This is a genomic window from Streptomyces sp. NPDC051740 (assembly GCF_044453165.1).
Taxonomy (GTDB): domain Bacteria; phylum Actinomycetota; class Actinomycetes; order Streptomycetales; family Streptomycetaceae; genus Streptomyces; species Streptomyces atrovirens.
In genome coordinates this window covers 1-22,182 of record NZ_JBITCL010000001.1, presented here as the reverse complement: position 1 = coordinate 22,182, position 22,182 = coordinate 1, and the positions used below count along the sequence as shown (strand labels likewise).

Here is a 22,182-nt window from a genome sequence, read left to right as displayed (position 1 = left end):
CGCTTTCGCTGGAGAGGCCCCATGCTGCGGGTGCTGATGTTCCTCGTGCCACTGGCCCTGAGCGTGTACGCGTTCATCGACTGCATCAGTACGAAGGACGACGACATCCGCCACATGCCCAAGCCGCTGTGGGCGATCCTCGTCCTGCTGTTCCCGCTGGTCGGCTCGATCTCGTGGCTGATCGCCGGCAAGAAGCGGCACCCCGCGGGCGGCGCCGCCGGCTCCGCCCGGGGCCGGGGCGGCGGCCGGCAGCAGTGGGTGGCCCCGGACGACAACCCGGACTTCCTCAAGTCGCTGGACGAGGAGAAGGACAAGGACGACAGGCCGGGGGACGGCGAGCGCGGCGGGGCGGGCTGACCGCCTCCGTCCGCGTCAGCTCCTGGTCCAGCTCTGGGTCGCCGTCCCCTCGCACACCCGCACCATGACCAGGCCGCTCGGCCGGGAGTGTTCCAGGCACCTGCCGGTGTTCGTGAGGATCACGGTGCCGCCGGAACCGAGACGCCATTCCTGAGCCGTGTCCGCACCGCAGGTCGCGCTGTGCATCGAACCGTAGCCGGACAGGCAGTTGCCGGACGCCTGGTGGACGATCCGGTAGGTGCCGGACGAGACGCTCCGCAGGCTCCAGTCGGCCGCCCCGGCGGTGCAGGCGCCCATGGAGACGTTGCCGTAACCGGCTCCTCCGGAGGCGGTGAGGCACAGTCCGCTCGACCCGTTGCGCAGGGTGGAACCGCCTGTCGACGGGGCCTCGGTCACCGCACCCGTGTCCGTGCCCGTGTCCGGGTCGGAGTCGTCCCCGCCGCTGCCGCCGCCCTTCGCGTCTTTGGCGTCGGTGTCCGGGGCGGCGCCCTCCGCCCCGGCCGCGGTCGGCGCCCCCTGGGAGCCGGACGATCCCGGCTTCTTCGCGTCCTTCGCGTCCTTCGAGGAGGACGCGCCGGCGGACGGCGACGGCTTCGCGGACCCGCCGGCCGTCCCCGAGGGCGTCGCGGTGGCGGAGACCGTGACCGACGCGGAGGGGGCGGGTCCCGCCTCGTCGTCGGTGTCGAAGGTGTACGGCAGGAGCGTGAAGGCGAGGGTGGCACCCGTCGTGACCACGACGACGGGGACGACCACGGGGATCACCCGGGTCCGGCGGCCACGCTTCTCCCGCGCCGGCCCGGACGCCCCGGGCGCCTGCGGTTCCTCGGGCTTCGCCGGTGCTGCCGGCTCCTCCGGCTCCTCCGGGACGTCCGGGACGGTCGGCGTCCGTTCCGCGAACACGGCCCGTTCGGTCAGCTGCGCGGTGACGGCCTCCGGCCACCGGGGCGGGGTGAACGGGCCGTGCCGGTCGGCGAGTCCGACCAGTTCGGCGGCGGTGGGCCGGCCCTCGTGGTCCTTGTCCAGGCAGGCCGCGACGACCTCGGCGAGCTCGGGGTCGAGGGCCCGTACGGCGTCGAGGTCGGGTTCCTCGTGCACGATCCGGTACAGCACGCCGTGCCCGGACTCGTCACCGAAGGGCGGCCGGCCGCTCGCCGCGTACGCGAGGACCGAGCCGAGCGCGAAGACGTCGACGGCCCCGGTCGAGCTGCGCGCCCCCGAGGCCTGTTCGGGGGACATGTAGGCGGGAGTGCCCACCACCATGCCGCTGAGGGTGATGTTGCTCTGCTCGGCGGCTCGGGCCACGCCGAAGTCGATGAGGGTGAGGCCGTCGAGGGTGAGCATGACGTTGGACGGCTTGATGTCCCGGTGCACCATGTCCAGCGCGTGCACCTCGGCGAGCCCCGCCGCGGCCTCGCGCAGCAGCAGCCACAGGGCGGCGGCGGGCAGCGGCCCCTCGTGGGCCTCGAGGGCCTCGCGCAGGGTGAGACCGGGGACGTAGGCGGTGGCGAACCACGGGGGCCGGGCGGTGCGGTCGCCCGCGAGCAGCGGGGCGGTGGCGTGCTCGGGCAGTCGGGCCAGGTTGTCCAGCTCGTGTCCGAAGCGGCGCAGGAAGTCCTTGTCCTCGGCGACGACCGACGGCAGCAGTTGCTTGACCGCGGCGTACCGTCCCTCGTGCACACCGAGGTAGACACGGCCCATGCCGCCGGCTCCGAGCCGTCCAACGAGCGGGATCGGTCCGATCCGTCGCGGGTCCTCGTCCTCCAGCGGCTCGGCGCCGCTTCCGCCCAGCTCGATCACGCCTGCCCCGTTGTCGTGTTCCGTCACCGCGCCGCTGATGGCGGCCCGCCCGCTCCCCCACGCCGGGCGGACCGCACGTCGGCACGGGTCAGTCTGGACCAGCGCGGGCTAGAATTGGAAGGGAATTCTAGAAATTCACTCCAGAAGCGCCCGGAAGGTACGACGACCCTGCGATGAGCCCCAAGCAGCACCGTGGTGAGGTCACCGCCGAACAGCTTCTGGACGCGGCGCTGCGCGTCTACGCGGAGTCGGGCGAGCAGGGCCTCACCGTCAGCGCGGTGACGGCGGCGAGTGGCATCAGTCCGGGCAGCCTCTACCACCACTTCGGCAGCATGGACGGTCTGCTGACCGCCCTGCTGATGCGCTGGCTGGAACGGCTGCTGGTCCGGATGGTCACGGCCCTGGAGCAGTCGGACTCCGCCCGGGCCGGCGTCCACGCCCTCGTGGAGGCGTATCTCACGTTCATCCGCGACCACCGGGACGCGGGCCTCCTCCTGCACTCCTCCCGCGCCGACGAGATCGGGATGCGCCAGGCGAAGCAGTTGCGGGACGCCCAGGAGGCCCGGCTGTCACCGCTGTCCGCGTGGGTGAGCCGGCACGTCGAGTCGGGCGAGGTCGCACCCCTGTCGGTGCCCCTGCTCGAGTCCATGGTCCTGGGGCCGGTCGTCGGCGTCAGCCGCCGCTGGCTGACCCTCGGCGACGTCGACCTCGACGAGGCGGCAGCCGTCCTGCCGGACCGGATCTGGCGGTCGATCGGCGCGGATCCGGGGTGAGCGCGGGCGGGGCGCCGGGGCGGGTCAGCCGACGAGGTTCTTGACCCGGGCGGCGGTGAGGGCCCGGTCGAAGACCCGTACGTCCCGGACGGCGCCGGGGAAGAAGTCGACGGCCTGACCGCCGTACGACGCCCGGCCGATGATGAAGGGGCCGGTGGCGGACAACGGGTTGGTGTCCTCGGCCTCCGCCTCCTGTGCGCCGTTGACGTACAGCCGCAGTGCGCGTGCCTGGCCGTCGCAGACGCCTGCGAGGTGGGTCCAGACGTTCACGGCGGGCTCGCTGCGGCCGGCGGCGCGCAGGCCGGGGCGGGAGAGGGCCCAGCGGTTCTCGTCGACGGCGTACTGGAGGTAGAAGGCGCTGGCGTCCCCGGCGTCCTGGCTGACGGCGGTGGCCCAGCCCCCCGGTGCGGCGGAGAGCCGGACCCAGGCGGCGATCGTGAAGCTTTGGCCCTCCCCGGTCTCCACCACCGGTCCCCCGGTCATGATCTGGCCGCCCTGCCCGTCGAAGACGGCTCCGCCTCCGCCGGGCGCCCAGGTGACGCCGGTCGCGGTGCCGTCGTGGCCTCCCGAGGTGTCCCGCGCGACCGTGCCCGAGGTCTCGTCGAGGGGCCAGTGCCCGACGGGCTGGACGGGCCGGGGGGCGGCGGAGGACGAGGACGGGGCCGAGGGCGTGGCCGAGGAGGGGGGCGTGGCCCGGTCCCGGTCCGCGGCGGCCGACCGGTTGAGCCAGAACCCCGCCCCGACACCGGCCGCGGCGACCGCGCCCCCGCCGATGCCGAGGAGCAGGAAGGCCCGCCGGCTGCCGCCGCGTTCCCGGCCCGCCCGGCGGCCGGTGGGCTCCGTCGCGGCGGGGGCGGGCTCCGGGGTGGCGCCCACCCTGGTGGCCTGGTCGTGGAAGCGCGGCGCCACCGTGGTCGCCTGCCGCGGGAGGGCGCCGGGTCCGGCATCGCGCGGCAGTACGTTCGTGAGGGCCCCGGGGTCCGTGGCACGGGCGCCCGGGAGGGGCGTCCCGGCAGGAGTCGGGGACCCGGGCGCGTTGCCCTGCTGCGACCAGGGGCCGGGGGGCCGCAGGGCCATCGTGCTCTCGTTGCCCAGCGCGCCGACCCTGGCGAGGATCTCCTGCGGGGTGGGACGGCGGGCCGGGTCCTTGGCGAGGCAGTCGCCGATGAGGGCGTGCAGGGCCGGGTCGGTGACGGCGCTGGTGTCGGGGGTGTTGTGCACCACGCGGTAGAGCAGCGCGGGGGTCGGTCCCTCCCCGAAGGGATTGGCGCCGGTCGCCGCGAAGGCGAGCACCGCGCCCAGGCAGAAGACATCGCTGGCCGGGGTGATCGTGTCGCCGTTGACCTGCTCGGGCGACATGAATCCGGGCGAGCCGGCCACGAGGCCGGTGCCGGTGATCGAGTCGGCCTCGACACTGCGGACGATCCCGAAGTCGATGACGCGGGGCCCGTCCTCGGCGAGCAGCACGTTGGAGGGCTTGAGGTCGCGGTGGACGAGGTTCGCGGCGTGGATCGACACCAGCGCCTCGGCCAGCCCGGCCGCCAGCGCCAGTACGGCGCCCGCCTCGAACGGCCCCCGCTCGACGACCGCCTGCTCCAGCGAAGGACCGGCGATGTAGCTGGTCACCAGCCACGGCAGGGGCGCGTCGGGGTCCGCGTCGACGACCGGGGCGGTGAAGGCGCCGCTGACCTTCCGGGCCGCCTCGACCTCACGGCGGAACCGGTCCCGGAACTCGGGCCTGCGCACCAGCTCGGCGTGCACCACCTTGACCGCGACGAGCCGTCCGCCCGGGGAACGGCCGAGGAAGACCTGGCCCATGCCGCCCGCCCCCAGCCGGCTCAGCAACCGGTACGCCCCGACGGAGTGCGGGTCGTCCGGCTCCAGCGCTGACACAAATGCCTCCCGGCGTGCGATCTCGGCCCATGGGGGCAGGGCCAAGCATAAAGCCATTCGCACCCGTGTTCGCCGAAGTGCCGTACCACGTACGGCACTTCGACCGTCGCTCCCCTCCCGCACGCCGTGCCGTGCCGCTGCGCGGAGTCGGGCGGACGGAGGGTCACGTCATGCGGAGATCCCCTCAGCACGGCCCTCGGCACGGGTTCCCCGGCCGAGGACGGGGAGGCGTCGGTCAGCGCAGGCGGGACGAGGACAGGATCGACAGCAGGTGGGCCGGGACCATCACCCAGGTGATGACGGCGAGTGCGCCCAGGGCCCAGCGGGTCGGTTCGACGCCGCCGGTGACCGTGTCGGCCACCGCCGCGACGAGGAGGACGAGGGACGCCTCGATGCCGTTGGTGACCCGGTGGATCCTGAACGCGGCGGCGATGCGGCGCACCGTGGCGACGCCCTCCGAGCGCAAGCGGGTCGACTCGTCGTCGGCGACGGTCAGGCCGCGGCGGGCGCGGGCCACGTCCACCAGGTCGGTGGAGGCCTTGAGCAGGACGACGCCGAGGGCGGTGGCGATACCGATCGACAGCCAGCCGCCGACGCCGGACTCGGCGGCGCGGTAGCCGGCGCCCGCCATCAGCGCCGCGTCGGCGAGGTAGGCGCCGAGCCGGTCGACGTAGATGCCGGCCGCGCTGTTCTGGCCCTTCCAGCGGGCGACCTCGCCGTCCACGCAGTCGAAGAGCAGGAACAACTGCATGAGGATCACGGCGAGGACCGCGCCGGTCGGGCCGGGGATCATCAGCGCGGCGCCGGAGGCCACTCCGCACACCACCATGGTCCAGGTGAGCTGGTCGGGGGTGACCGGGGTGCGGACCAGGTGGCGGGTGGTGCGCAGGGAGACCCTCCGCATGTAGAGGCGGCCGGCCCAGTGCTCGCCGTTGCGGCTGTCCATCTTGGCCCGCGGCTGGCAGACCTCCCGCAGCTCCTCCAGTACCGGAGCACCCATGACGTTCCTCCCAGCCCCAACTGCCGCCCGCGCGGCGGCGATCGGGACAGCGTACAGAGCGTGTACGGCGGGTTGCCGACAGGGGACAGGGGACACTGGCCCCATGGAATCGATCGATCCGGTCACCGCCCGCGCCTGGCTCGCCACCGCCCTCGCGGAGGCCCGCGCCGGGCTGGAGGAGGGCGGCGTCCCCGTCGGCGCCGCGCTGTACGGCGCCGACGGGAACCTGCTCGGCCGTGGCCGCAACCGCCGCGTACAGGACGGCGACCCGTCGGCGCACGCGGAGACCGCCGCCTTCCGCGCGGCGGGACGGCAGCGGTCGTACCGCGGTACGACGATGGTGACGACGCTCTCCCCGTGCTGGTACTGCTCGGGGCTCGTCCGGCAGTTCGGCATCTCCCGGGTGGTGATCGGCGAGGCGGTCACCTTCCACGGCGGGCACGACTGGCTGGCCGGGCACGGCGTGGAGATCGTGCTGCTGGACGATCCGGAGTGCGCCGCGATGATGCGGGAGTTCGTCGCCTCTCATCCACGGTTGTGGAACGAGGACATCGGGGACTGAACGACGGAGGCCGGTTCCCGTGACGCGGGTCACGGGAACCGGCCTTCGTGGTGTCCGGGTTCAGAACCCCACGGACCCCAGCGCGCCCAGGCCGACATCCGCGTACGAGTGCTTGCCGGAGACGAAGATGTTGACGCCGTAGTAGTTGAACAGCCAGCAGCCGAAGGCGAGCAGGGCCAGGTAGGCGGCCTTGCGGCCCTTCCAGCCGGCCGTCGCGCGGGCGTGCAGGTAGCCGGCGTAGGCGACCCAGGTGATGAAGGACCAGACCTCCTTGGGGTCCCAGCCCCAGTAGCGGCCCCAGGCGTCGCCGGCCCAGATGGCGCCCGCGATGATCGTGAACGTCCACAGCGGGAAGACGGCCGCGTTGACCCGGTAGGAGAACTTGTCGAGGGACGCGGCCGCGGGCAGGCGCTCCAGGACGGAGGTGGCGAAGCTGCCGGGCTTGCCGCCGCCGGCGAGCTTGTTCTCGTACGCGTCCTTGAACAGGTAGAGGATCACGCCGACCGCGCCGACGTAGAAGACCGCGCCGCACAGGATCGCCGTGGAGACGTGGATGTACAGCCAGTACGAGTGGAGGGCGGGGACGAGCTGGTCGCTCTCGGTGTAGAGCCAGGTGACGGCGATACCGAGGTCGAGGAGGACCGAGGTGGTGAGGAACAGGCCGAGCCAGCGGACGTTCTTCCTCAGCGCCAGCAGCAGGAGGTACACGCCGACGGCGGTGGTGGAGAAGGTGATGTTGAACTCGTACATGTTGCCCCACGGCGCCCGCTCCACGGACAGCGCGCGGGTGAGCACGCCGCCGAAGGAGAGCAGGAAGGCGAGCACGGTGAGGGAGATGGCGATCCGTCCGTAGAGGTCGCCCTTCTCGTCGCCGCCGTGCGCTCCGGGCCCGTCGGGCACGTCGCGGGAGCCGGTGGCGGCGCGTACGACGACCTTCGGCCGCTCCAGTACCGCGGTGCCGCCGGCCTGGTTGACGGTGACGACCGGTGCCTTCTTCGCCCGGTCCGCCGTCTTCGGGGTGAGGGCGGCGGCGGTACGGGCGACCTTGCTGCGGCTGCCGAAGGTCCACTCCGCGATGTACGCGAAGAAGGCGAGGGTGTAGACCGCCATCGCGGAGTAGACCAGCACGTTGCTGATCTCCGCGAGGTTCTCGTTGGCCGCGGCGGCCAGATCTGTTGCGGCGGCGAGAGTCATTTCTCAGCCCCTTCGGCAGGTACGGCTTCGGGATCGGTGTCGGTGTCGGTGTCGGTGTCGGTGGGATCGGTCGGGTCCGGGGAGGGGTCGGGCGCGCCCGGTGCCCGGTCGTAGAGGATTCCGGCGAGGTCGCCGAGTTCCTCGGGGACCTTCGCGGACTCGCTGCGGCCGAGGCCGGCCATCTCGACGACGGTCACGCCGTCGTCGCCGCGCACCGCGCGCACCCACACGCGGCGGCGCTGGATGAACAGGGAGCCGGCGAGACCGGCGATCGCGGCGACGGCACCGCCGAGCGCCCAGCCGCCGCCCGGCTCCTGGACGACCTGGAAGCCGGCCCACTCCTTGACGTCCTTCTCGAAGGTGACCGAGCCGGCGCCGTCCGGGAGCGTCATGGTCTCGCCGGGCGTGAGCAGCTTCTTGAACAGCTCGCCGTCGGAGTCCTTGAACTCCTTCATCTTGGTCTTGTCCATCTGGTACACGCTCTGCGGAATGCCGGAGTCGGCCTTCAGGTCGCCGTGGTAGGCGGAGAGCGCGAGCACCGGATAGTCCAGCGCGGGGAACTGGGAGAGCATCGTGCCGGTGGCGGAACCGCCGAAGGTGGGCACGAAGAAGGCGTTGAAGCCGAGCTGCTCCTTCTTGCCGTCCGTGTCGCGGTAGCCGTCGAGGACCTTGACCACGCCGGAGGAGGTGACGTTGGCGTCGAGCGGCAGCAGCGGCACGGCGTCCCGGTAGACGATCTTGCCCTTGCCGTCGCGGACGGTGACGACGGGCGCGTAGCCGTGGCTGACGAGATAGACCTTGGCGTCGCCGATCTCCAGCGGCTCGTTCACCTTGATGACGGCCGTCTTCTCCTCGCCGTCGGCTCCCTCGGCGTAGGTGACCTCGGACTGGTACGTGCGCGGGGTGCCCTTGTTGGGTCCGGTGCGCTCGTAGGTGCCGGTGAACTCCTTGACGTCGAAGCTGAACGGCACCAGGTCGTCGTTGGTGAAGAGGTTGCCGGACTTGAAGTCGTCGTACTGGGTGAGCGTGTTGGCGAAGCCGTCGCCCTCGACGATCAGCTTGTTGCCCTCGGACTTGAACAGCTGGCCCCAGCCGAAGGCGATCAGCATCACGATCAGCGCGATGTGGAAGAGCAGGTTGCCGACCTCGCGCAGGTAGCCCTTCTCGGCGGCGACGGCGTCACCGGCGAGGTGGGCGCGGAAGCGGCGCTTCCGCAGCAGGGCGAGCGCGGCCTCGCGGACCTGCTCGGGCTCGGCCCCGGTGCGCCAGGTGGTGTGGGCGGGCAGCCGGGTCAGCCGGCGGGGCGCGCCCGGCGGGCGGCCGCGCAGCTGGCCCACGAACTGCCAGGTGCGGGGCACGATGCAGCCGATGAGGGAGATGAACAGCAGGATGTAGATCGCGGAGAACCACACCGAGCTGTAGACGTGGAACAGGCCGAGCTTGTCGTAGATCGGCGCGAGGACGTCGTGGCGCTCGCGGAAGTCGGCGACCCGCGTCTCGTCGACCCCGGTCTGCGGGATGAGCGAGCCGGGGATCGCGCCGAGCGACAGCAGCAGGAGCAGCAGCAGCGCGACCCGCATGGAGGTGAGCTGCCGCCAGAACCAGCGGGCCCAGCCGATGACTCCGAGGGAGGGCAGGTTCGGCGCGTCCTCGCTGGGCGCGGTGGACAGCTGGGAGCCGGCGGCGCCGAGCTCCTGGTCGTCGGTGGCCCCGGGGGTGTCGTCGTCGGTTGTCGTCTTGCTCATCGGGTCAGATCCCCACAGTGAAGCCGTTGGACCAGGTCTGCATCTCCGCCACGAGACTGTTCCACGCGCCGGTCAGCAGGAGCACGCCGGTCACGATCATCATCGTGCCGCCGATGCGCATCACCCAGGTGTAGTGGCGCTTGACCCAGGCGAACGCGCCGAGCGCCTTGCGGAAGGCGACGGCGGCGAGCACGAAGGGCACGCCCAGTCCCAGGCAGTACGCGATGGTCAGTATGGCGCCGCGTCCGGCGCTCTCCTGCTGCGCGGAGAGCGTGAGCACGGAGGCGAGCGTCGGGCCGATGCAGGGGGTCCAGCCGATGCCGAACAGGGCGCCGAGGACGGGGGCGCCGACCAGTCCGGTCGCCGGCCGCTTGTGGAAGCGGAACTCGCGCTGGGTGAGCCAGGGCATCAGGCCCATGAAGAAGACGCCCATGAGGATCATGAGGACGCCGAGCACCTTGGACAGGACGCCCGACTGTTCCTGGAGCGTCTGTCCGAAGTAGCCGAAGAAGGCGCCGCCGGAGACGAACACGGCGGTGAAGCCGAGGACGAAGAGGGAGGCGCCGGCGACCATGCGTCCGCGCCGGGCCTCGGCCAGGTCGGTGCCGGAGACGCCGGTGACGTAGGAGAGGTAGCCGGGGACCAGCGGCAGCACGCAGGGCGAGAAGAAGGAGACCAGTCCGCCGAGCAGGGCGATGGGCAGGGCGACCAGGAGGGCGCCGTTGAGCACCGTGCCGTTGTAGCCCGTCTCCGCGGCGAGCGTGTGCAGGGCCGTCACGTCACTTCTCCGCGACGACCGGCTTGAGCATCTTCAGCAGGCGTTCCTCGCTGAGCGAGGTCAGCGAGCGGGCCGCGATCCTCCCCTCCCGGTCCAGGACCAGGGTGGAGGGGACGGCCTGCGGGTTGAGGGTGCCCTTCTCGAAGCGGAGCATCAGCTTGCCCGTGGGGTCGTACAGGCTCGGGTAGGGGATGCCGAAGTCCTTCTCGAAGGCGAGGGCGGCCGTGGTGCTGCCGTCCCGTGTGTTGATGCCGACGAACTGCACGTCCTGGTCGGCGTACTCCCCGGCCACCTTGGCGAAGTACTTGGCCTCCGCGCGGCACGGGTTGCACCAGGAGCCCCAGATGTTGAGGACGACGACCTTGCCCTTGTAGTCGGCGACGTCGAGCTGCTGGTCGTCGATGGTCTTCCCGGACAGTTCGGGTGCGGCGACCCGCTTGCCCTCGGGGACCGTGGAGATGCCGTCGGTGCCGGCGACGAAGTTGGTGTTGCCGCCACCGCCGGACGTCCCGCCCGAGCCGCACGCGGAGACGAGCAGTGCGGCCGCGGCGGCACCGGCGGCCAGGGTGGCGCGACGGCGGACGCGGAGGGCGCGGTCCGAGCGGGGAACGACCCGGTTCGAGCGCTGGGGGGCGCGGCTGGCGGCACTCATGTGAAAAGTTTCGCATGCCCGTTCCGGGGATCTTGAGCACCCCCCTTGCGGGCGGAAACCCGCATATCAGGCGGCGTTGCCGGGGCCCGTTCCGGTGGTGGTGCCGGTGTCCCCGGCGAACGCCTTCCAGCCACCGGCCGGTTCCTGGCCGACGTCCAGGGTGCGGAACCGCTCCAGCACCTCCGGCTTCTGCACGTCCAGCCAGTCGGTGAACTGCCGGAAGGAGACGAGCCTCACGTCGCCGCCCTTCTCCTTCTCCCGCGCGATGTGCTTGAGGGCTTCCTCCACGGCGTCCATGTAGATGCCGCCGTTCCACTGCTCGAAGTGGTTGCCGACGAAGAAGGGTGCGCGGTTCGACTCGTACGCCCGCCTGAAGCCGGATATGTACGCCCGGGTCGCCTGCCGTCGCCAGCCGGGGTGGTGGTGGGCGGGCGCGTTGGTCGAGTTGACCGACTGGTTGGCGAGGATGTTGTAGTCCATCGACAGGACCTCGAAGGAGTGGCCGGGGAACGGTATCTGCTGCAGGGGGAGGTCCCATACGCCCTGCTTCTTCGACGGCCAGACCTGGCGTCCGCCGGGCGAGGAGGCGTCGTAGCGCCAGCCGAGCTCGCGGGCGGTGGGCAGCAGCTTGTCCTGGCCGAGCAGACAGGGCGTACGGGCGCCGACGAGCTCCTTGTCGTAGTCGAAGGGGAGCGGCTCCAGGTCGGTCCAGCCGGAGTTGGTCCGCCACTCCTTGACGAAGGACTTGGCCTGCTCGATCTCGCTGCGCCACTGCTGCGGGGTCCAGTTGCCGACGCTGCCGGAGCCGCCGCAGAAGTGGCCGTTGAAGTGGGTGCCGATCTCGTGCCCTTCGAGCCAGGCACGGCGGACGTTCTTCAGTGTGTCCTTGATGTGGCCGTCGGTGAGGTAGCCGATGTCGGAGGCGCCGCGCGGGTTGTTCGGGGGGTCGTAGAGCCGCTTCTTCGACTCGGGGAGCAGGTAGAGGCCCGAGAGGAAGAAGGTCATGGACGCGCCGTGCTCCTCGGCGAGGTCCAGGAAGCGCGGGAAGAGGCCGTTGCCGACCTCGCCGGCACCGTCCCAGGAGAAGACGACGAACTGCGGCGGGGTCTGGCCCGGCTCCAGCGGCACCGGCGCCTCGGGCTGGTGGGGCTGCCCGCCGGTGAAGGAGGTGGAGCCGTCACCGATCGGGCGGGCCGTCTTCGTCGGCTTCGGGTCCGGTTCCGGTGTGCCGGGCCGGTCCCCGGAAGGACGGGAACCGCCGGGGCCGTCCGCGTCCTTGTGGCCGCCGCAGCCGGCCAGCGAGGCGGCGGCAGCGGCTCCCGCCCCGAGCCCGAGCATTCCCCTGCGGGTGAGACTGCGCATGGCAACCCCGTTCGTCACGTCCTCTGGTGGTCACTCACTCAGAGGACGCGACACAGCCGGGGGTTCCCGGCCGGATGCGGGGGTTTCGCAACGGTTTTCGAAAGCGTGGTTCCGTCGGGTGTCGTACCGGTCCCGGGACCGGTACGACGCCCGTCCGGGGCGGGCGTCACGCCCCGAATGCCCTGCTCTTCCCCTTCACCGGCTTGGCACCGGCCAGCAGATGGGCGGGGACGAGGTCGCGGGCCGGCTCGCTGTAGCCGACGGAGACGATCCTGTCGCCCCGGTAGGTGAAGGTGGTCAGCGAGGCGAGCGTGCACTGCCGCTTGCGCGGGTCGTGCCACAGCCGCCGCTTCTCGACGTAGGACCGCACGACCCAGATCGGCAGCTGGTGGCTGACCAGCACCGCCTCGTGTCCGCGCGCCGCGTCCTTCGCCGCGTTCAGCGCGCCCGTCATGCGGATGACCTGCTCGATGTACGGCTCGCCCCAGGACGGCTTGAACGGGTTGACGACGTGCCTCCAGTTGGCCGGGCGGCGCAGCGCGCCGTCGCCGATGCCGAAGGTCTTGCCCTGGAAGACGTTCTCCGCCTCGATCAGCCGCTCGTCGGAGGCGATGTCCAGACCGTGCGCCTTGGCGATGGGCTCGGCCGTCTCCTGCGCCCGCTCCAGCGGGGAGGCGACGACGTACGTGATGTCACGGGAGGCGAGGTGCTCGCCGACCCGGTCGGCCATGCGCCGGCCCAGCTCGGAGAGGTGGTAGCCGGCGAGACGGCCGTAGAGGACGCCGTCCGGGTTCTCGACCTCGCCGTGCCGCATCAGGTGGACGACGGTGACGTCGTCGTCCTTCTTCGGGGTGCTCACGCGGTCGCCTCCGCCGCCGCTCGGGCCGCCGCCGGAAGGGCGTCGGCGATCCGCTGGACGGCCCGCTCGTCGTGCGCGGCGGACACGAACCAGGACTCGAAGGACGACGGCGGCAGGTAGACGCCGTTCGCGAGGAGGGAGTGGAAGAACGCGGTGAAGCGGAACGACTCCTGCGTCTTCGCCTCCTCGTAGTTGCGCACCGGGCGGTCGGTGAAGAACACGGAGAACATGTTGGAGGCGTTCTGCAGCGTGTGCGCGACGCCCTCCTTGGTCAGCGCCTCGGTGACGAGCGACTGGATCCGCGCCGAGACGGCGTTCACCTTCTCGTACGCGGCGTCGTCGAGCAGCCGCAGCTGGGCGAGCCCGGCGGCGGTGGCGACGGGGTTCCCGGAGAGGGTGCCGGCCTGGTAGACGGGCCCGGCGGGGGCGAGGTGGCCCATCACGTCGGCGCGCCCGCCGAAGGCCGCGGCCGGGAAGCCGCCGCCCATCACCTTCCCGAAGGTCATCAGGTCGGGCCGCACGCCGTCGACGCCGTACCACCCTTCCCGGCTGGTACGGAACCCCGTCATGACCTCGTCGGAGATGTACAGCGCGCCGTTCGCGGCGCACGCGTCCTTCAGCCCCTGGTTGAACCCGGGCAGCGGCGGTACGACGCCCATGTTGCCCGGCGACGCCTCGGTGATCACGCAGGCGATCTCACCGGGGTGCGCGGCGAAGGCGGCGTGCACGGCGTCGAGGTCGTTGTACGGCAGGACGATGGTGTCGCCGGCCTGGGCGCCGGTGACGCCGGGCGTGTCGGGGAGCGCGAAGGTGGCCACCCCGGAGCCGGCGGAGGCGAGCAGCGAGTCGACGTGCCCGTGGTAGCAGCCGGCGAACTTGACCACCTTGGCGCGCCGCGTGAACCCGCGGGCGAGCCGGATCGCCGACATGGTGGCCTCGGTCCCGCTGGACACGAGCCGCACCTGCTCCAGCGGTTCGATCCGGGCGGTCATCTCCTCGGCGAGCGCGACCTCGCCCTCACCGGGCGTGCCGAAGGACGTACCGCGCGCGACGGCCTCCTGCACGGCGGCGATCACCTCGGGGTGCGCGTGCCCGAGGATCATCGGTCCCCAGGAGCAGACCAGGTCGACGTACTCGCGTCCGTCGGCGTCGGTCAGGTACGGGCCGGTGCCCGACACCATGAACCGGGGCGTGCCGCCGACGGCGCGGAAGGCGCGCACCGGCGAGTTCACGCCGCCGGGCGTGACGGCCGCGGCACGGTCGAACAGCGCCTGCGAGGCTTGGGCTTCGTATGAATATGGCAGTTCGCTCATGACCTGCGACTTCTCCGACCTTCTCCGACATTCCGGGGGCTTCCCGGCTCCGGGTGCGTATGACGTGTCCAGGGTAGGCCAGGGGCGGCCTGCGGCATCCGGCCCCCGTTCGGCCGTGATCTGCGAAACTGACGTCTGATACACACAGCTCACACGGCCGGGGCCGGCCGGAGGCTGCGGACACCCCGCGGGCAGATGTCCCACCGTACGTTTCGGCGGGCGGCCGTGGGGGAGGTCACTGACACGATGATCGGGTTGCGCGGCGGGGGCCACGCGTCCTAGAAAAGCAGTCGGGTGGAGATATGCATCGCGGTGGCGGACTGGGCGAGGGGACTGATGACCTGGGTCCTCGACGTGCCCGGCGGGGAAGGCACCGACGCGAGGCGGAGGACACCGAGCAGACGCGGCGGACACGCGGCGAACCGGAGCGGATCGGCCCTCCGAGGGGGGCGGGGAGCGGGAATGGTGGTCGGGTGGGGGTGACGTACAAGTACTTCGGCGCGCCGGACGGCGCCACCGCGGCCCGCGTCCCGATATCGATGCGCCCCGAGGAACTCGGCGGCGACGAGCTCGGCATGAACGGCATGTTCACCAAGATCAAGCCGGAGACCATGGCCGCGATGGTCCTCACGGGCATCGAGGGCGTCCCCCTGCACAAGGTCCCACCCCTGGAACTGGTCGTCCTGCACCCCGACTACGCGGTCGTGAAACTCCCCATGACGGTCGTCGACCCCCTGCGCGGCATAGGCGAGGAGGCGGTCGGCGCGGCGGCCTTCATCTGGTCGACGGTCCCGGACCGCGGCGGCCCGCGGGACGCGTTCAACGTGTACCAGTTGCTGCACGAGTGGCAGGACTTCTCGCACCGGCTGCACGAGGCGGGGCATCAGGCCTACTGCCTGGTGTGGCCCTGAGCCGGGGTTCCGCGAGGGCGGGCGGGGTCTTCGGGCCTCGCCCCTTTGCTTGCCGGGAAGGGGCCGTCAGGCGGCCCGGGCACATCGGCTTTGCCGGGGGTGGTGATGTGCCCTGCCCCCTCTCCCCCGCCCTGCGGCTCCGCGTCCGTGAAGGCGTCGTCGACCGCCTTGCGGGGCGGGTCTCGCTGGACGGCAGCAGGTGCGTGTACGTCCGCAGCGTGAGCCCGAAAGGACACCACAGCCCAGCACGCCGGTCCACGAGACATCTGCGGTGTCGCCCTCACGACCGCCGCAAGCACGAAGGCGCTGATCACGACCGCGGGGACAGCCTGGGGGCGAGCAGCTCCACCACTTCCTCCCAGCGGTAGCGGTCGGCCCCGCCGCCCGCCTTCGGCCGGTGAGGCTCGTAGGAGCCGATCAGGACACCCATCTCGCGCAGCAGGTCCAGACTCCGTCGGTATGCAGGATGGGCGGCCTGGGCGGAGTTCAGGTACGGCAGCACGGCGACCGGTACCCCCATGGCGGGCGCCTCGCACAGGATGCCCAGCGCGAGATTGTCCGAGATCCCGGCGGCCCACTTGTTGACCGTGTTGAAGGTGGCCGGGGCGACCGCGATCGCATCCGCAGGCCGGCTCGGGCGTGGCTCACCCGGTGACCGCCAGGCCGAGCGGATGGGACGGCCGGTCCGGGCCTCGACCGCCTCGGCATCGAGGAAGCCGACTCCTTGCGGGGTGGCTACGACGCCGACGTCCCAGTGCCGTTCCTGTGCTGCCGTGATCAGCCGGCCGACGTCGGCGGCGACCCCGGCCGCGCAGACCACGATCTGGAGGAACGGCTTGTCGTGCTGGTCACTCACGCGGGCACTCCCGGTCGGCGGCTGAAGTGGTGGAGCTCGGGCAGCGCCCGGCGACGGTCACGGGCTGCCATGTCGGCGACCAGTTCGCGTACGGCCGGGCGGCGGACGTCCTGTGCCGCGCAGCTCTCGGCGATGCGCAGGGCCCGGTAGCCGTCGGCGAGTCCGCCCTGCTGGCTGTAGGCGCGGGCGGCCTCCACCCAGAGCGCGGCCCGTCGCTCGGGGACGGGGATGTGCCGCCGCATGAGGGGGCGAGCGGTTTGGAGGGCGATTCCGGCGTCGCCGAATGAGACAGCCGCGCTGATCTCGTGCAGGGCTACGTTGGTCGGGCTGAAGTTCGCCCAGGCGTCCGGCCTGTCGAATGCGACGTAGCGGGCCACCTCTTTGGCCTCGGTGAGGAAGTCGTGGGTGGTTTCGCGGTCGCCGTTTCTGCTGGCGGCGGTTGCTCCGCGGAGCAGCAACAGGCCGACCGCCGCCAGATATCGGGGCGAGCGTTGGTCGTAGGAGCCGCTGAGCTGGTCGACGGCGTGGCGCACCATGTTCACGGCCTGGGCTGTGTGTTTCTCCCGTACGAGCACGTGAGCGTGAACGCGGACGCCGGCGGCGAGGACGACAGGGTCCCCGGACCTTTCCGCCTCGGCCATGGCCCGGCCGGCCGCGAGCCAGGCGTTGCCCTGGTCGGCTCGCTTCAGCAACAGGCTCACCGACGTCTGGTAGGCGGTCGCGAGCAACCCGGACGCCTCCGCCGAACCGGAGGAGCCGCCGGCGGCCTGGCGCAGGTCGGCGATCAGGCCCGGCAGGGCCTGCTCCAGTTTCGCGTAGTCGCACGTGCAGAACAGCCGGCACAGATGGGGCTGGTTCACTCGCTGCGCGCGGTGACCGTGGAATTCGACCTGCCCGGCGCCGAGTTCGCCGCGCGCCACGGGCTGCATCCCACCGATGTGCGCGCACTGATCCACCTGCTGGACGCGGCACGGGCCGGCACCCGTGCCACGCCCGGCCGGCTCGGCGGGCAACTGCGCCTGAACTCGTCCGGGACCACCGCCCTGGTGGACCGGCTGGAGCGGCTCGGCTGGGTCCGGCGCAGCAGGGACACGGCCGATCGGCGACGCGTGCTGCTGGAGGTGGAGGAGGAGGCCATACAGCTCGGGTGGACCTTCTTCGGGCCGGTGATCGGCGAGGTGGTGACGGCCGCGGAAGGTTTCCAGGAGGGCGAGTTGGAGACGGTACGCCGCTTCCCGGCCTCGGTGCTGGAGTCCACCCGGCGGGCGCTTTCGGCCTGACCGGGCCCCGCCCCGCCGGCCGGCCGCTCCTCGAGCGCCGTACCGGATGCGGTGCGGGACGCCGGAGAGGGGAGGCGTCTCAGCTCGTGGCCCTGAAGCCGCGCAGGCGCAGGGAGTTGCCGACGACGAAGACCGAGGAGAAGGCCATGGCGGCTCCGGCGATCATCGGGTTGAGGAGTCCGGCGGCGGCGAGCGGCAGGGCGGCGATGTTGTAGGCGAAGGCCCAGAAGAGGTTGGACCTGATGGTGCCGAGGGTCTTGCGGGCGAGGCGGATGGCGTCGGCGGCGGCGCGCAGGTCGCCGCGGACGAGGGTGAGGTCGCCGGCCTCGATGGCGGCGTCGGTGCCGGTGCCCATGGCCAGTCCCAGGTCGGCCTGGGCGAGCGCGGCGGCGTCGTTGACGCCGTCGCCGACCATCGCGACCGAACGGCCCTCGTTCTGGAGGCGCTTGACGACGTCGGCCTTGTCCTCGGGCATGACGTCGGCGATGACGTGCTCGGGAGCGATGCCGACCTCCGCGGCCACCGACTCGGCGACGGCCTTGTTGTCCCCGGTGAGGAGGATCGGGGTCAGGCCCAGGGCGCGCAGCCGGGTGACGGCTTCGGCGCTGGTGTCCTTGACGGCGTCGGCGACCTCGATGACCGCCCGCGCCTCGCCGTCCCAGGCGACCGCGATCGCCGTACGGCCCGCCGCCTCGGCATCGGCCTTGGCGCGTGCCAGACCGGCCGGCAGGTCCATGGCCCACTCGGCGAGCAGCTTCTCGCGGCCGACGAGGACGGCGTGGCCGTCGACGACGCCCTGCACGCCGAGACCGGGGAGGTTGGCGAAGTCCTCGGGTACGGGCAGGGTGCCCACGCGGTCGGCGGCGCCCGCCGCCACCGCCCGGGCGATCGGGTGCTCGGAGGCGTGTTCCAGGGCGCCCGCGAGGCGCAGCACCTCGGTCTCGTCGGTGCCGTCGGCGGTGTGCACGGCGAGCAGGGTCATGCGGCCGGTGGTGACGGTGCCGGTCTTGTCGAGGACGACGGTGTCGACGCGGCGGGTGGACTCCAGGACCTCGGGGCCCTTGATGAGGATGCCGAGCTGGGCGCCGCGCCCGGTACCGACCATCAGCGCGGTCGGCGTGGCGAGCCCGAGGGCGCAGGGGCAGGCGATGATCAGGACGGCGACGGCGGCGGTGAACGCGGCCGTCAGGCCCGCGCCGTTGCCGAGCCAGAAGCCCAGGGTGCCCAGCGCCAGGGCGATGACCACGGGAACGAAGACCCCGGAGATCCGGTCGGCGAGCCGCTGGGCGGCGGCCTTGCCGTTCTGCGCGTCCTCGACCAGCTTCGCCATCCGCGCGAGCTGGGTGTCCGCGCCGACCCGCGTCGCCTCGACCACGAGCCGGCCGCCCGCGTTCACGGTCGCGCCGGTGACCGTGTCCCCGACGCCGACCTCGACCGGCACCGACTCGCCGGTGAGCATCGACGCGTCGACGGCCGAGGTGCCCTCGACGACCGTGCCGTCGGTCGCGATCTTCTCGCCGGGACGGACCAGGAAACGGTCCCCGGCCTTCAGCTCCCCGACCGGCACCTGCTCCTCACGGCCCTCCCGCAGCACCGTGACGTCCTTGGCGCCCAGTTCCAGCAGGGCCTTCAGCGCGGCCCCGGCCTTGCGCTTGGAGCGGGCCTCGAAGTAGCGGCCGGCGAGGATGAAGGCGGTCACCCCGGCGGCGGCCTCCAGGTAGATGTTCCCGGCGCCGTCGCTGCGGGCGATGGTCAGCTCGAAGGGGTGGGTCATGCCGGGCGTGCCGGCGGTGCCGAAGAACAGCGCCCACAGCGACCACAGGAACGCCGCCGACGTGCCGACCGAGATCAGCGTGTCCATGGTGGCCGCGCCGTGCCGGGCGTTGGTGAGGGCGGCCTTGTGGAACGGCCAGGCTGCGTACGTCACCACGGGCGCCGCCAGCGTCAGCGACAGCCACTGCCAGTACTCGAACTGCAGCGCCGGCACCATCGCCATCGCGACGACCGGGACGGCCAGCAGTACGGCGGTGACCAGCCGCTCCCTCAAGGGCCGCAGTTCGTCGGCGGGTTCGGCGCTCTCCGGGCCGGTCTCGGGCCCGGTACGTACCGGCTCGGGTTCGCGGGCGGTGTACCCGGTCGCCTCGACCGTGGCGATCAGCTCCGGGACGGACACGTCACCGCTGTAGTGGACCTTGGCCTTCTCCGTCGCGTAGTTGACGGTGGCGGTGACCCCGTCCATCCGGTTGAGCTTCTTCTCGATCCGGGCGGCGCACGAGGCGCAGGTCATGCCGCCGATGGCGAGTTCGACCTCGGCTGTGTCGGGGACCGTGGTGGCCATTGCTGCTCCTCGGGCTGATCAGGACAGAGGGGACGTGGGGAGGAGGGGGCCGGGTCCTCGGGCGGACCCGGCCGGTGTGCGGGCCCTTCAGGCCGCGCGGCCGGTGAGTTCGTAGCCGGCGTCGTCGACGACCTCGGCCAGCAGCGCGTCGTCGGGCTCGCCCGCCGTGGTGACGGTGACCCGGCCGGCCTCGAGGTCGACGTCGACCGCCAGGACACCGTCCAGGGCGCCGATCTCCTTGGTGAGCATGGCCCTGCAGTGCCCGCAGGTCATTCCGGAGACGTCGTAGACGGTGGCGGTGCCCTCGGTCGCCGTGGCGGTGGCGGTGCCGGTGGAGCAGCTGCCGTCGGGGGTGCAGCAGGACATGGTTCCTCCTAGACGAGACAAGACGAGACGATGGCGTACCCCTGGGGGGTACCGCCGACGCCCACCAGATATACCCCCTCGGGGTATGTTTGGCAAACGTCGACGCCCCGCTTGCACATACCCCCCAGGGGTATATAGTCGGAGTTCAGTCCAGCAGAAGCGGCGACACGACACCCACACGAGAGGGCACGTCATGAACACCGGCATGAAGATCACTGCTTTCGCCGCCGCGCTCGCGGCCACCTTCGGCACCGCCTACGGCGTCGGCGCGGCGGTCGACCCCGCCGCCCCGGACCAGGAGCCCGCGGCCCACGCGGAACACGAGAGCCCGGCGCCCTCCGGCCACGGCGGACACACGGACACGACCCCCGCGGGCCTGCAGATCTCCCAGGCGGGATACACCCTGGACCTCGGGACACCCCGCGTGACCGCGGGAGAGAAGAGCGAACTCCGCTTCACCGTCCGCGACCGGGACGGACGGCGGGTGACCTCCTACCGGCGCGAGCACGGCAAGGAGCTCCACCTCGTCCTCGCCTCGCGCGACCTGGTCACCTACCGGCACCTGCACCCCACACGGGCGGCCGACGGCACCTGGAGCACCCCCGTCGACCTGCCCGCAGCCGGCACCTACCGGGTCTTCGCCGACTTCACCCCGGCCACCGAAGACGCCGGCAACCTCGTCCTGGGCGCGGACCTCGCCGCCTCCGGCACGTACGAGGCCCCCGCCCTGCCCGAACCCGCCGCCACCGCCTCGGTCGACGGCTACACCGTCACGCTCCGCGGTGACCTGCGCCCCGGCGAGGCCTCCGAGCTGACCCTGGGCGTCAGCCGCGACGGCCGCCCGGTCACCGACCTGGAGCCCTACCTCGGCGCCTACGGCCACCTGGTCGCCCTGCGCTCCGGCGACCTCGCCTACCTCCACGTCCACCCGAACGGCGAACCCGGCGACGGCACCACCGAGCCCGGCCCCGACGTCTCCTTCACCGCCACCGCGCCCACCGCCGGGACGTACCGCCTCTTCCTCGACTTCCGGCACGACGGCACCGTCCGCACCGCGGCCTTCACCGTCCACACCGGGAAGACCGCCCCCGCCGGCACACCGGAGCCGGCGACCGGTGAGGAGCACGGCGACGGCGACCACCGGCACTGACCCCACGAGAAGTACCGGAAGAATCACGGGATCCAGTGGTCCGAGCGCACGTCCATGGGCAATCGACCGCTTTGCGGGGCATTGACTCGGATTTCCACAGGGTCCGGGCGGGATCTCCGGGTCCGCCCCCGTCATCCGTGGCGTTCCCTGCTGCAGAAGGGCTGCCTCACCCGGGCAGCGGCCGGTTCGAGCCGCACTCCTCCCAGGTGTCCGCCGCCGGCCTGGCCGTGGACCGGAGCCGCCGCGGGGCGGCAGCGCGCTCTAGCCGGTCCTCTCCCCCAGGCCCCGGGCGGTCGTTCGCTCGCGTCCCCAGGCGGCCAGTGGCCGGAGTGCGTCGTTGAGGTGCCCGCCGTCCTCGGTCAGCGAGTACTCGACGCGGGGCGGCACCTCGTCGTAGGAGACGCGGTGCACGACGCCGTCCGCCTCCATCTCGCGCAGGTGGGAGGCGAGCACCTTCTCGGTGATCCCCGGGAGCAGCCGGCGCAGTTCGCCGAAGCGGCGGCGGGGGTGCTCGTGGAGCGCCCAGAGGATCAGCACCTTCCACTTGCCGCCGATCACCTCCATCGCGGTGTCGATCCCGCAGACGTGTCCGTCCGGTGCGCCCGGCCGGTTCAGTGTCGTCATGCCCCACCCCTCTGACGTGCTCGCTCACTCCGGGGTAACCACCCACTCCGAAGTACGTACTTGATCATCTCCGGGCCTGCTCCCAGCCTAGTCGGCATGACACAGAGCACTGTCGAGAAGACGTCCGTCACGCTGCTGGGCCTCGGCGCGATGGGCACCGCGCTGGCCCGTACCTGGCTCGCCGCCGGCCACCCGGTCACCGTCTGGAACCGCACTCCGGCCCGCTGCGCACCGCTCGCCGCCGAGGGGGCGAGGGGGCGAGGGTCGCGGACGGCGCCGCCGCCGCCGCCGTCGCGGCGAACACGCTGGTCGTCGTCTGCCTGCTGGACGACGCCTCGGTCGAGGAGACACTGGCCGGCACCGACCTGGCCG

Annotated in this window: 20 protein-coding genes and 2 pseudogenes; 7 read left to right on the top strand and 15 right to left on the bottom strand. The window is 72.2% G+C overall.

What is annotated here, in order from left to right; genetic code table 11:
• Nucleotides 1–21 precede the first annotated feature (21 nt).
• Complete coding sequence (locus ACIA6T_RS00110) at nucleotides 22–357, top strand: PLD nuclease N-terminal domain-containing protein (RefSeq protein ID WP_399444312.1); 336 nt, start codon at nucleotides 22–24, stop codon at nucleotides 355–357.
• A 15-nt stretch (nucleotides 358–372) separates the two neighbouring features.
• Here ACIA6T_RS00110 and ACIA6T_RS00105 read toward each other — a convergent pair whose 3' ends face one another.
• Nucleotides 373–2,154, bottom strand: a complete 1,782-nt coding sequence (locus ACIA6T_RS00105) for a protein kinase (protein ID WP_399444792.1) — start codon at nucleotides 2,152–2,154, stop codon at nucleotides 373–375.
• A 173-nt stretch (nucleotides 2,155–2,327) separates the two neighbouring features.
• On the opposite strand from ACIA6T_RS00105, the gene ACIA6T_RS00100 reads away from it, so the two are divergent.
• Nucleotides 2,328–2,927, top strand: a complete 600-nt coding sequence (locus tag ACIA6T_RS00100) for a TetR/AcrR family transcriptional regulator (protein ID WP_399444311.1) — start codon at nucleotides 2,328–2,330, stop codon at nucleotides 2,925–2,927.
• Between the two features lie 24 nt (nucleotides 2,928–2,951).
• Here ACIA6T_RS00100 and ACIA6T_RS00095 read toward each other — a convergent pair whose 3' ends face one another.
• Together ACIA6T_RS00095 and ACIA6T_RS00090 are read right to left on the bottom strand one after the other, a co-directional pair.
• Nucleotides 2,952–4,820: a LamG-like jellyroll fold domain-containing protein gene (locus ACIA6T_RS00095; protein WP_399444310.1), complete on the bottom strand. Its 1,869-nt coding sequence runs from the start codon at nucleotides 4,818–4,820 to the stop codon at nucleotides 2,952–2,954.
• A gap of 235 nt (nucleotides 4,821–5,055) precedes the next feature.
• Nucleotides 5,056–5,820 (bottom strand): CDP-alcohol phosphatidyltransferase family protein, encoded by a 765-nt coding sequence (locus ACIA6T_RS00090; protein WP_399444309.1) that lies wholly within the window; start codon nucleotides 5,818–5,820, stop codon nucleotides 5,056–5,058.
• A gap of 103 nt (nucleotides 5,821–5,923) precedes the next feature.
• On the opposite strand from ACIA6T_RS00090, the gene ACIA6T_RS00085 reads away from it, so the two are divergent.
• On the top strand, nucleotides 5,924–6,382 hold the full coding sequence (locus ACIA6T_RS00085; protein ID WP_399444307.1) for a nucleoside deaminase: 459 nt from the start codon (nucleotides 5,924–5,926) through the stop codon (nucleotides 6,380–6,382).
• A 60-nt stretch (nucleotides 6,383–6,442) separates the two neighbouring features.
• Here ACIA6T_RS00085 and ccsB read toward each other — a convergent pair whose 3' ends face one another.
• The 7 genes from ccsB to hemL form a co-directional block, all read right to left on the bottom strand.
• A complete protein-coding gene (gene ccsB, locus ACIA6T_RS00080; RefSeq protein ID WP_399444306.1) occupies nucleotides 6,443–7,576 on the bottom strand; it encodes a c-type cytochrome biogenesis protein CcsB in 1,134 nt (377 codons plus the stop codon).
• Complete coding sequence (locus tag ACIA6T_RS00075) at nucleotides 7,573–9,321, bottom strand: cytochrome c biogenesis protein ResB (protein ID WP_399444305.1); 1,749 nt, start codon at nucleotides 9,319–9,321, stop codon at nucleotides 7,573–7,575. The genes ccsB and ACIA6T_RS00075 overlap by 4 nt, the downstream gene beginning before the upstream one ends.
• Nucleotides 9,322–9,325: 4 nt before the next feature.
• Entirely contained in the window at nucleotides 9,326–10,099 is a 774-nt protein-coding gene (locus tag ACIA6T_RS00070) for a cytochrome c biogenesis CcdA family protein (protein ID WP_073932900.1), read from the bottom strand.
• 1 nt (nucleotide 10,100) lies between these two features.
• Nucleotides 10,101–10,751, bottom strand: coding sequence for a TlpA family protein disulfide reductase (locus tag ACIA6T_RS00065; protein WP_399444304.1), 651 nt, complete (start codon nucleotides 10,749–10,751; stop codon nucleotides 10,101–10,103).
• 66 nt (nucleotides 10,752–10,817) lie between these two features.
• Nucleotides 10,818–12,089 (bottom strand): hypothetical protein, encoded by a 1,272-nt coding sequence (locus ACIA6T_RS00060; protein WP_399444791.1) that lies wholly within the window; start codon nucleotides 12,087–12,089, stop codon nucleotides 10,818–10,820.
• Between the two features lie 190 nt (nucleotides 12,090–12,279).
• Nucleotides 12,280–12,972: a histidine phosphatase family protein gene (locus ACIA6T_RS00055; RefSeq protein ID WP_399444303.1), complete on the bottom strand. Its 693-nt coding sequence runs from the start codon at nucleotides 12,970–12,972 to the stop codon at nucleotides 12,280–12,282.
• Nucleotides 12,969–14,285 carry a glutamate-1-semialdehyde 2,1-aminomutase gene (gene hemL / locus ACIA6T_RS00050; protein WP_399444302.1) on the bottom strand — a complete coding sequence of 439 codons (1,317 nt, stop codon included), beginning with the start codon at nucleotides 14,283–14,285 and terminating at the stop codon, nucleotides 12,969–12,971. The genes ACIA6T_RS00055 and hemL overlap by 4 nt, the downstream gene beginning before the upstream one ends.
• A gap of 473 nt (nucleotides 14,286–14,758) precedes the next feature.
• Here hemL and ACIA6T_RS00045 point away from each other — a divergent pair, with 473 nt between their 5' ends.
• Entirely contained in the window at nucleotides 14,759–15,196 is a 438-nt protein-coding gene (locus ACIA6T_RS00045) for a hypothetical protein (protein WP_003992141.1), read from the top strand.
• A 310-nt stretch (nucleotides 15,197–15,506) separates the two neighbouring features.
• On the opposite strand, the gene ACIA6T_RS00040 is transcribed toward ACIA6T_RS00045, so the two are convergent.
• Together ACIA6T_RS00040 and ACIA6T_RS00035 are read right to left on the bottom strand one after the other, a co-directional pair.
• A complete protein-coding gene (locus ACIA6T_RS00040; protein ID WP_399444301.1) occupies nucleotides 15,507–16,052 on the bottom strand; it encodes a flavoprotein in 546 nt (181 codons plus the stop codon).
• Nucleotides 16,049–16,891, bottom strand: a pseudogene (locus ACIA6T_RS00035) (transcriptional regulator); the annotation flags it as partial. The pseudogene ACIA6T_RS00035 and the gene ACIA6T_RS00040, both read right to left, overlap by 4 nt.
• 6 nt (nucleotides 16,892–16,897) lie before the next feature.
• Here ACIA6T_RS00035 and ACIA6T_RS00030 point away from each other — a divergent pair.
• Nucleotides 16,898–17,332 carry a MarR family winged helix-turn-helix transcriptional regulator gene (locus ACIA6T_RS00030; protein ID WP_399444300.1) on the top strand — a complete coding sequence of 145 codons (435 nt, stop codon included), beginning with the start codon at nucleotides 16,898–16,900 and terminating at the stop codon, nucleotides 17,330–17,332.
• Between the two features lie 79 nt (nucleotides 17,333–17,411).
• Here ACIA6T_RS00030 and ACIA6T_RS00025 read toward each other — a convergent pair whose 3' ends face one another.
• Both ACIA6T_RS00025 and ACIA6T_RS00020 read right to left on the bottom strand, forming a co-directional pair.
• Nucleotides 17,412–19,670, bottom strand: coding sequence for a heavy metal translocating P-type ATPase (locus tag ACIA6T_RS00025; RefSeq protein ID WP_399444299.1), 2,259 nt, complete (start codon nucleotides 19,668–19,670; stop codon nucleotides 17,412–17,414).
• 87 nt (nucleotides 19,671–19,757) lie between these two features.
• A complete protein-coding gene (locus ACIA6T_RS00020) occupies nucleotides 19,758–20,036 on the bottom strand; it encodes a heavy-metal-associated domain-containing protein (protein WP_399444298.1) in 279 nt (92 codons plus the stop codon).
• A 193-nt stretch (nucleotides 20,037–20,229) separates the two neighbouring features.
• Here ACIA6T_RS00020 and ACIA6T_RS00015 point away from each other — a divergent pair, with 193 nt between their 5' ends.
• The gene (locus tag ACIA6T_RS00015) at nucleotides 20,230–21,186 is read left to right on the top strand and encodes a hypothetical protein (protein ID WP_399444297.1); all 957 of its coding nucleotides are present in this window, start codon (nucleotides 20,230–20,232) and stop codon (nucleotides 21,184–21,186) included.
• Nucleotides 21,187–21,447: 261 nt separating this feature from the next.
• Here ACIA6T_RS00015 and ACIA6T_RS00010 read toward each other — a convergent pair whose 3' ends face one another.
• Nucleotides 21,448–21,810 carry a winged helix-turn-helix transcriptional regulator gene (locus tag ACIA6T_RS00010; protein ID WP_399444296.1) on the bottom strand — a complete coding sequence of 121 codons (363 nt, stop codon included), beginning with the start codon at nucleotides 21,808–21,810 and terminating at the stop codon, nucleotides 21,448–21,450.
• A 96-nt stretch (nucleotides 21,811–21,906) separates the two neighbouring features.
• On the opposite strand from ACIA6T_RS00010, the pseudogene ACIA6T_RS00005 reads away from it, so the two are divergent.
• Nucleotides 21,907–22,182 (top strand): annotated as a pseudogene (locus ACIA6T_RS00005) (NAD(P)-binding domain-containing protein); the annotation flags it as partial.

Bases quoted from the DNA above. Each gene is read 5' to 3' on its own strand.
- ACIA6T_RS00110 (WP_399444312.1), top strand. From the start codon at position 22: ATGCTGCGGGTGCTGATGTTCCTCGTGCCACTGGCCCTGAGCGTGTAC.
- ACIA6T_RS00085 (WP_399444307.1), top strand. From the start codon at position 5,924: ATGGAATCGATCGATCCGGTCACCGCCCGCGCCTGGCTCGCCACCGCC.
- ACIA6T_RS00100 (WP_399444311.1), top strand. From the start codon at position 2,328: ATGAGCCCCAAGCAGCACCGTGGTGAGGTCACCGCCGAACAGCTTCTG.
- hemL (WP_399444302.1), bottom strand. From the start codon at position 14,285: ATGAGCGAACTGCCATATTCATACGAAGCCCAAGCCTCGCAGGCGCTG.
- ACIA6T_RS00065 (WP_399444304.1), bottom strand. From the start codon at position 10,751: ATGAGTGCCGCCAGCCGCGCCCCCCAGCGCTCGAACCGGGTCGTTCCC.
- ACIA6T_RS00090 (WP_399444309.1), bottom strand. From the start codon at position 5,820: ATGGGTGCTCCGGTACTGGAGGAGCTGCGGGAGGTCTGCCAGCCGCGG.
- ACIA6T_RS00015 (WP_399444297.1), top strand. From the start codon at position 20,230: ATGAACACCGGCATGAAGATCACTGCTTTCGCCGCCGCGCTCGCGGCC.
- ACIA6T_RS00075 (WP_399444305.1), bottom strand. From the start codon at position 9,321: ATGAGCAAGACGACAACCGACGACGACACCCCCGGGGCCACCGACGAC.
- ACIA6T_RS00020 (WP_399444298.1), bottom strand. From the start codon at position 20,036: ATGTCCTGCTGCACCCCCGACGGCAGCTGCTCCACCGGCACCGCCACC.
- ACIA6T_RS00060 (WP_399444791.1), bottom strand. From the start codon at position 12,089: ATGCTCGGGCTCGGGGCGGGAGCCGCTGCCGCCGCCTCGCTGGCCGGC.
- ACIA6T_RS00030 (WP_399444300.1), top strand. From the start codon at position 16,898: ATGGGGCTGGTTCACTCGCTGCGCGCGGTGACCGTGGAATTCGACCTG.
- ccsB (WP_399444306.1), bottom strand. From the start codon at position 7,576: ATGACTCTCGCCGCCGCAACAGATCTGGCCGCCGCGGCCAACGAGAAC.
- ACIA6T_RS00010 (WP_399444296.1), bottom strand. From the start codon at position 21,810: ATGACGACACTGAACCGGCCGGGCGCACCGGACGGACACGTCTGCGGG.
- ACIA6T_RS00025 (WP_399444299.1), bottom strand. From the start codon at position 19,670: ATGGCCACCACGGTCCCCGACACAGCCGAGGTCGAACTCGCCATCGGC.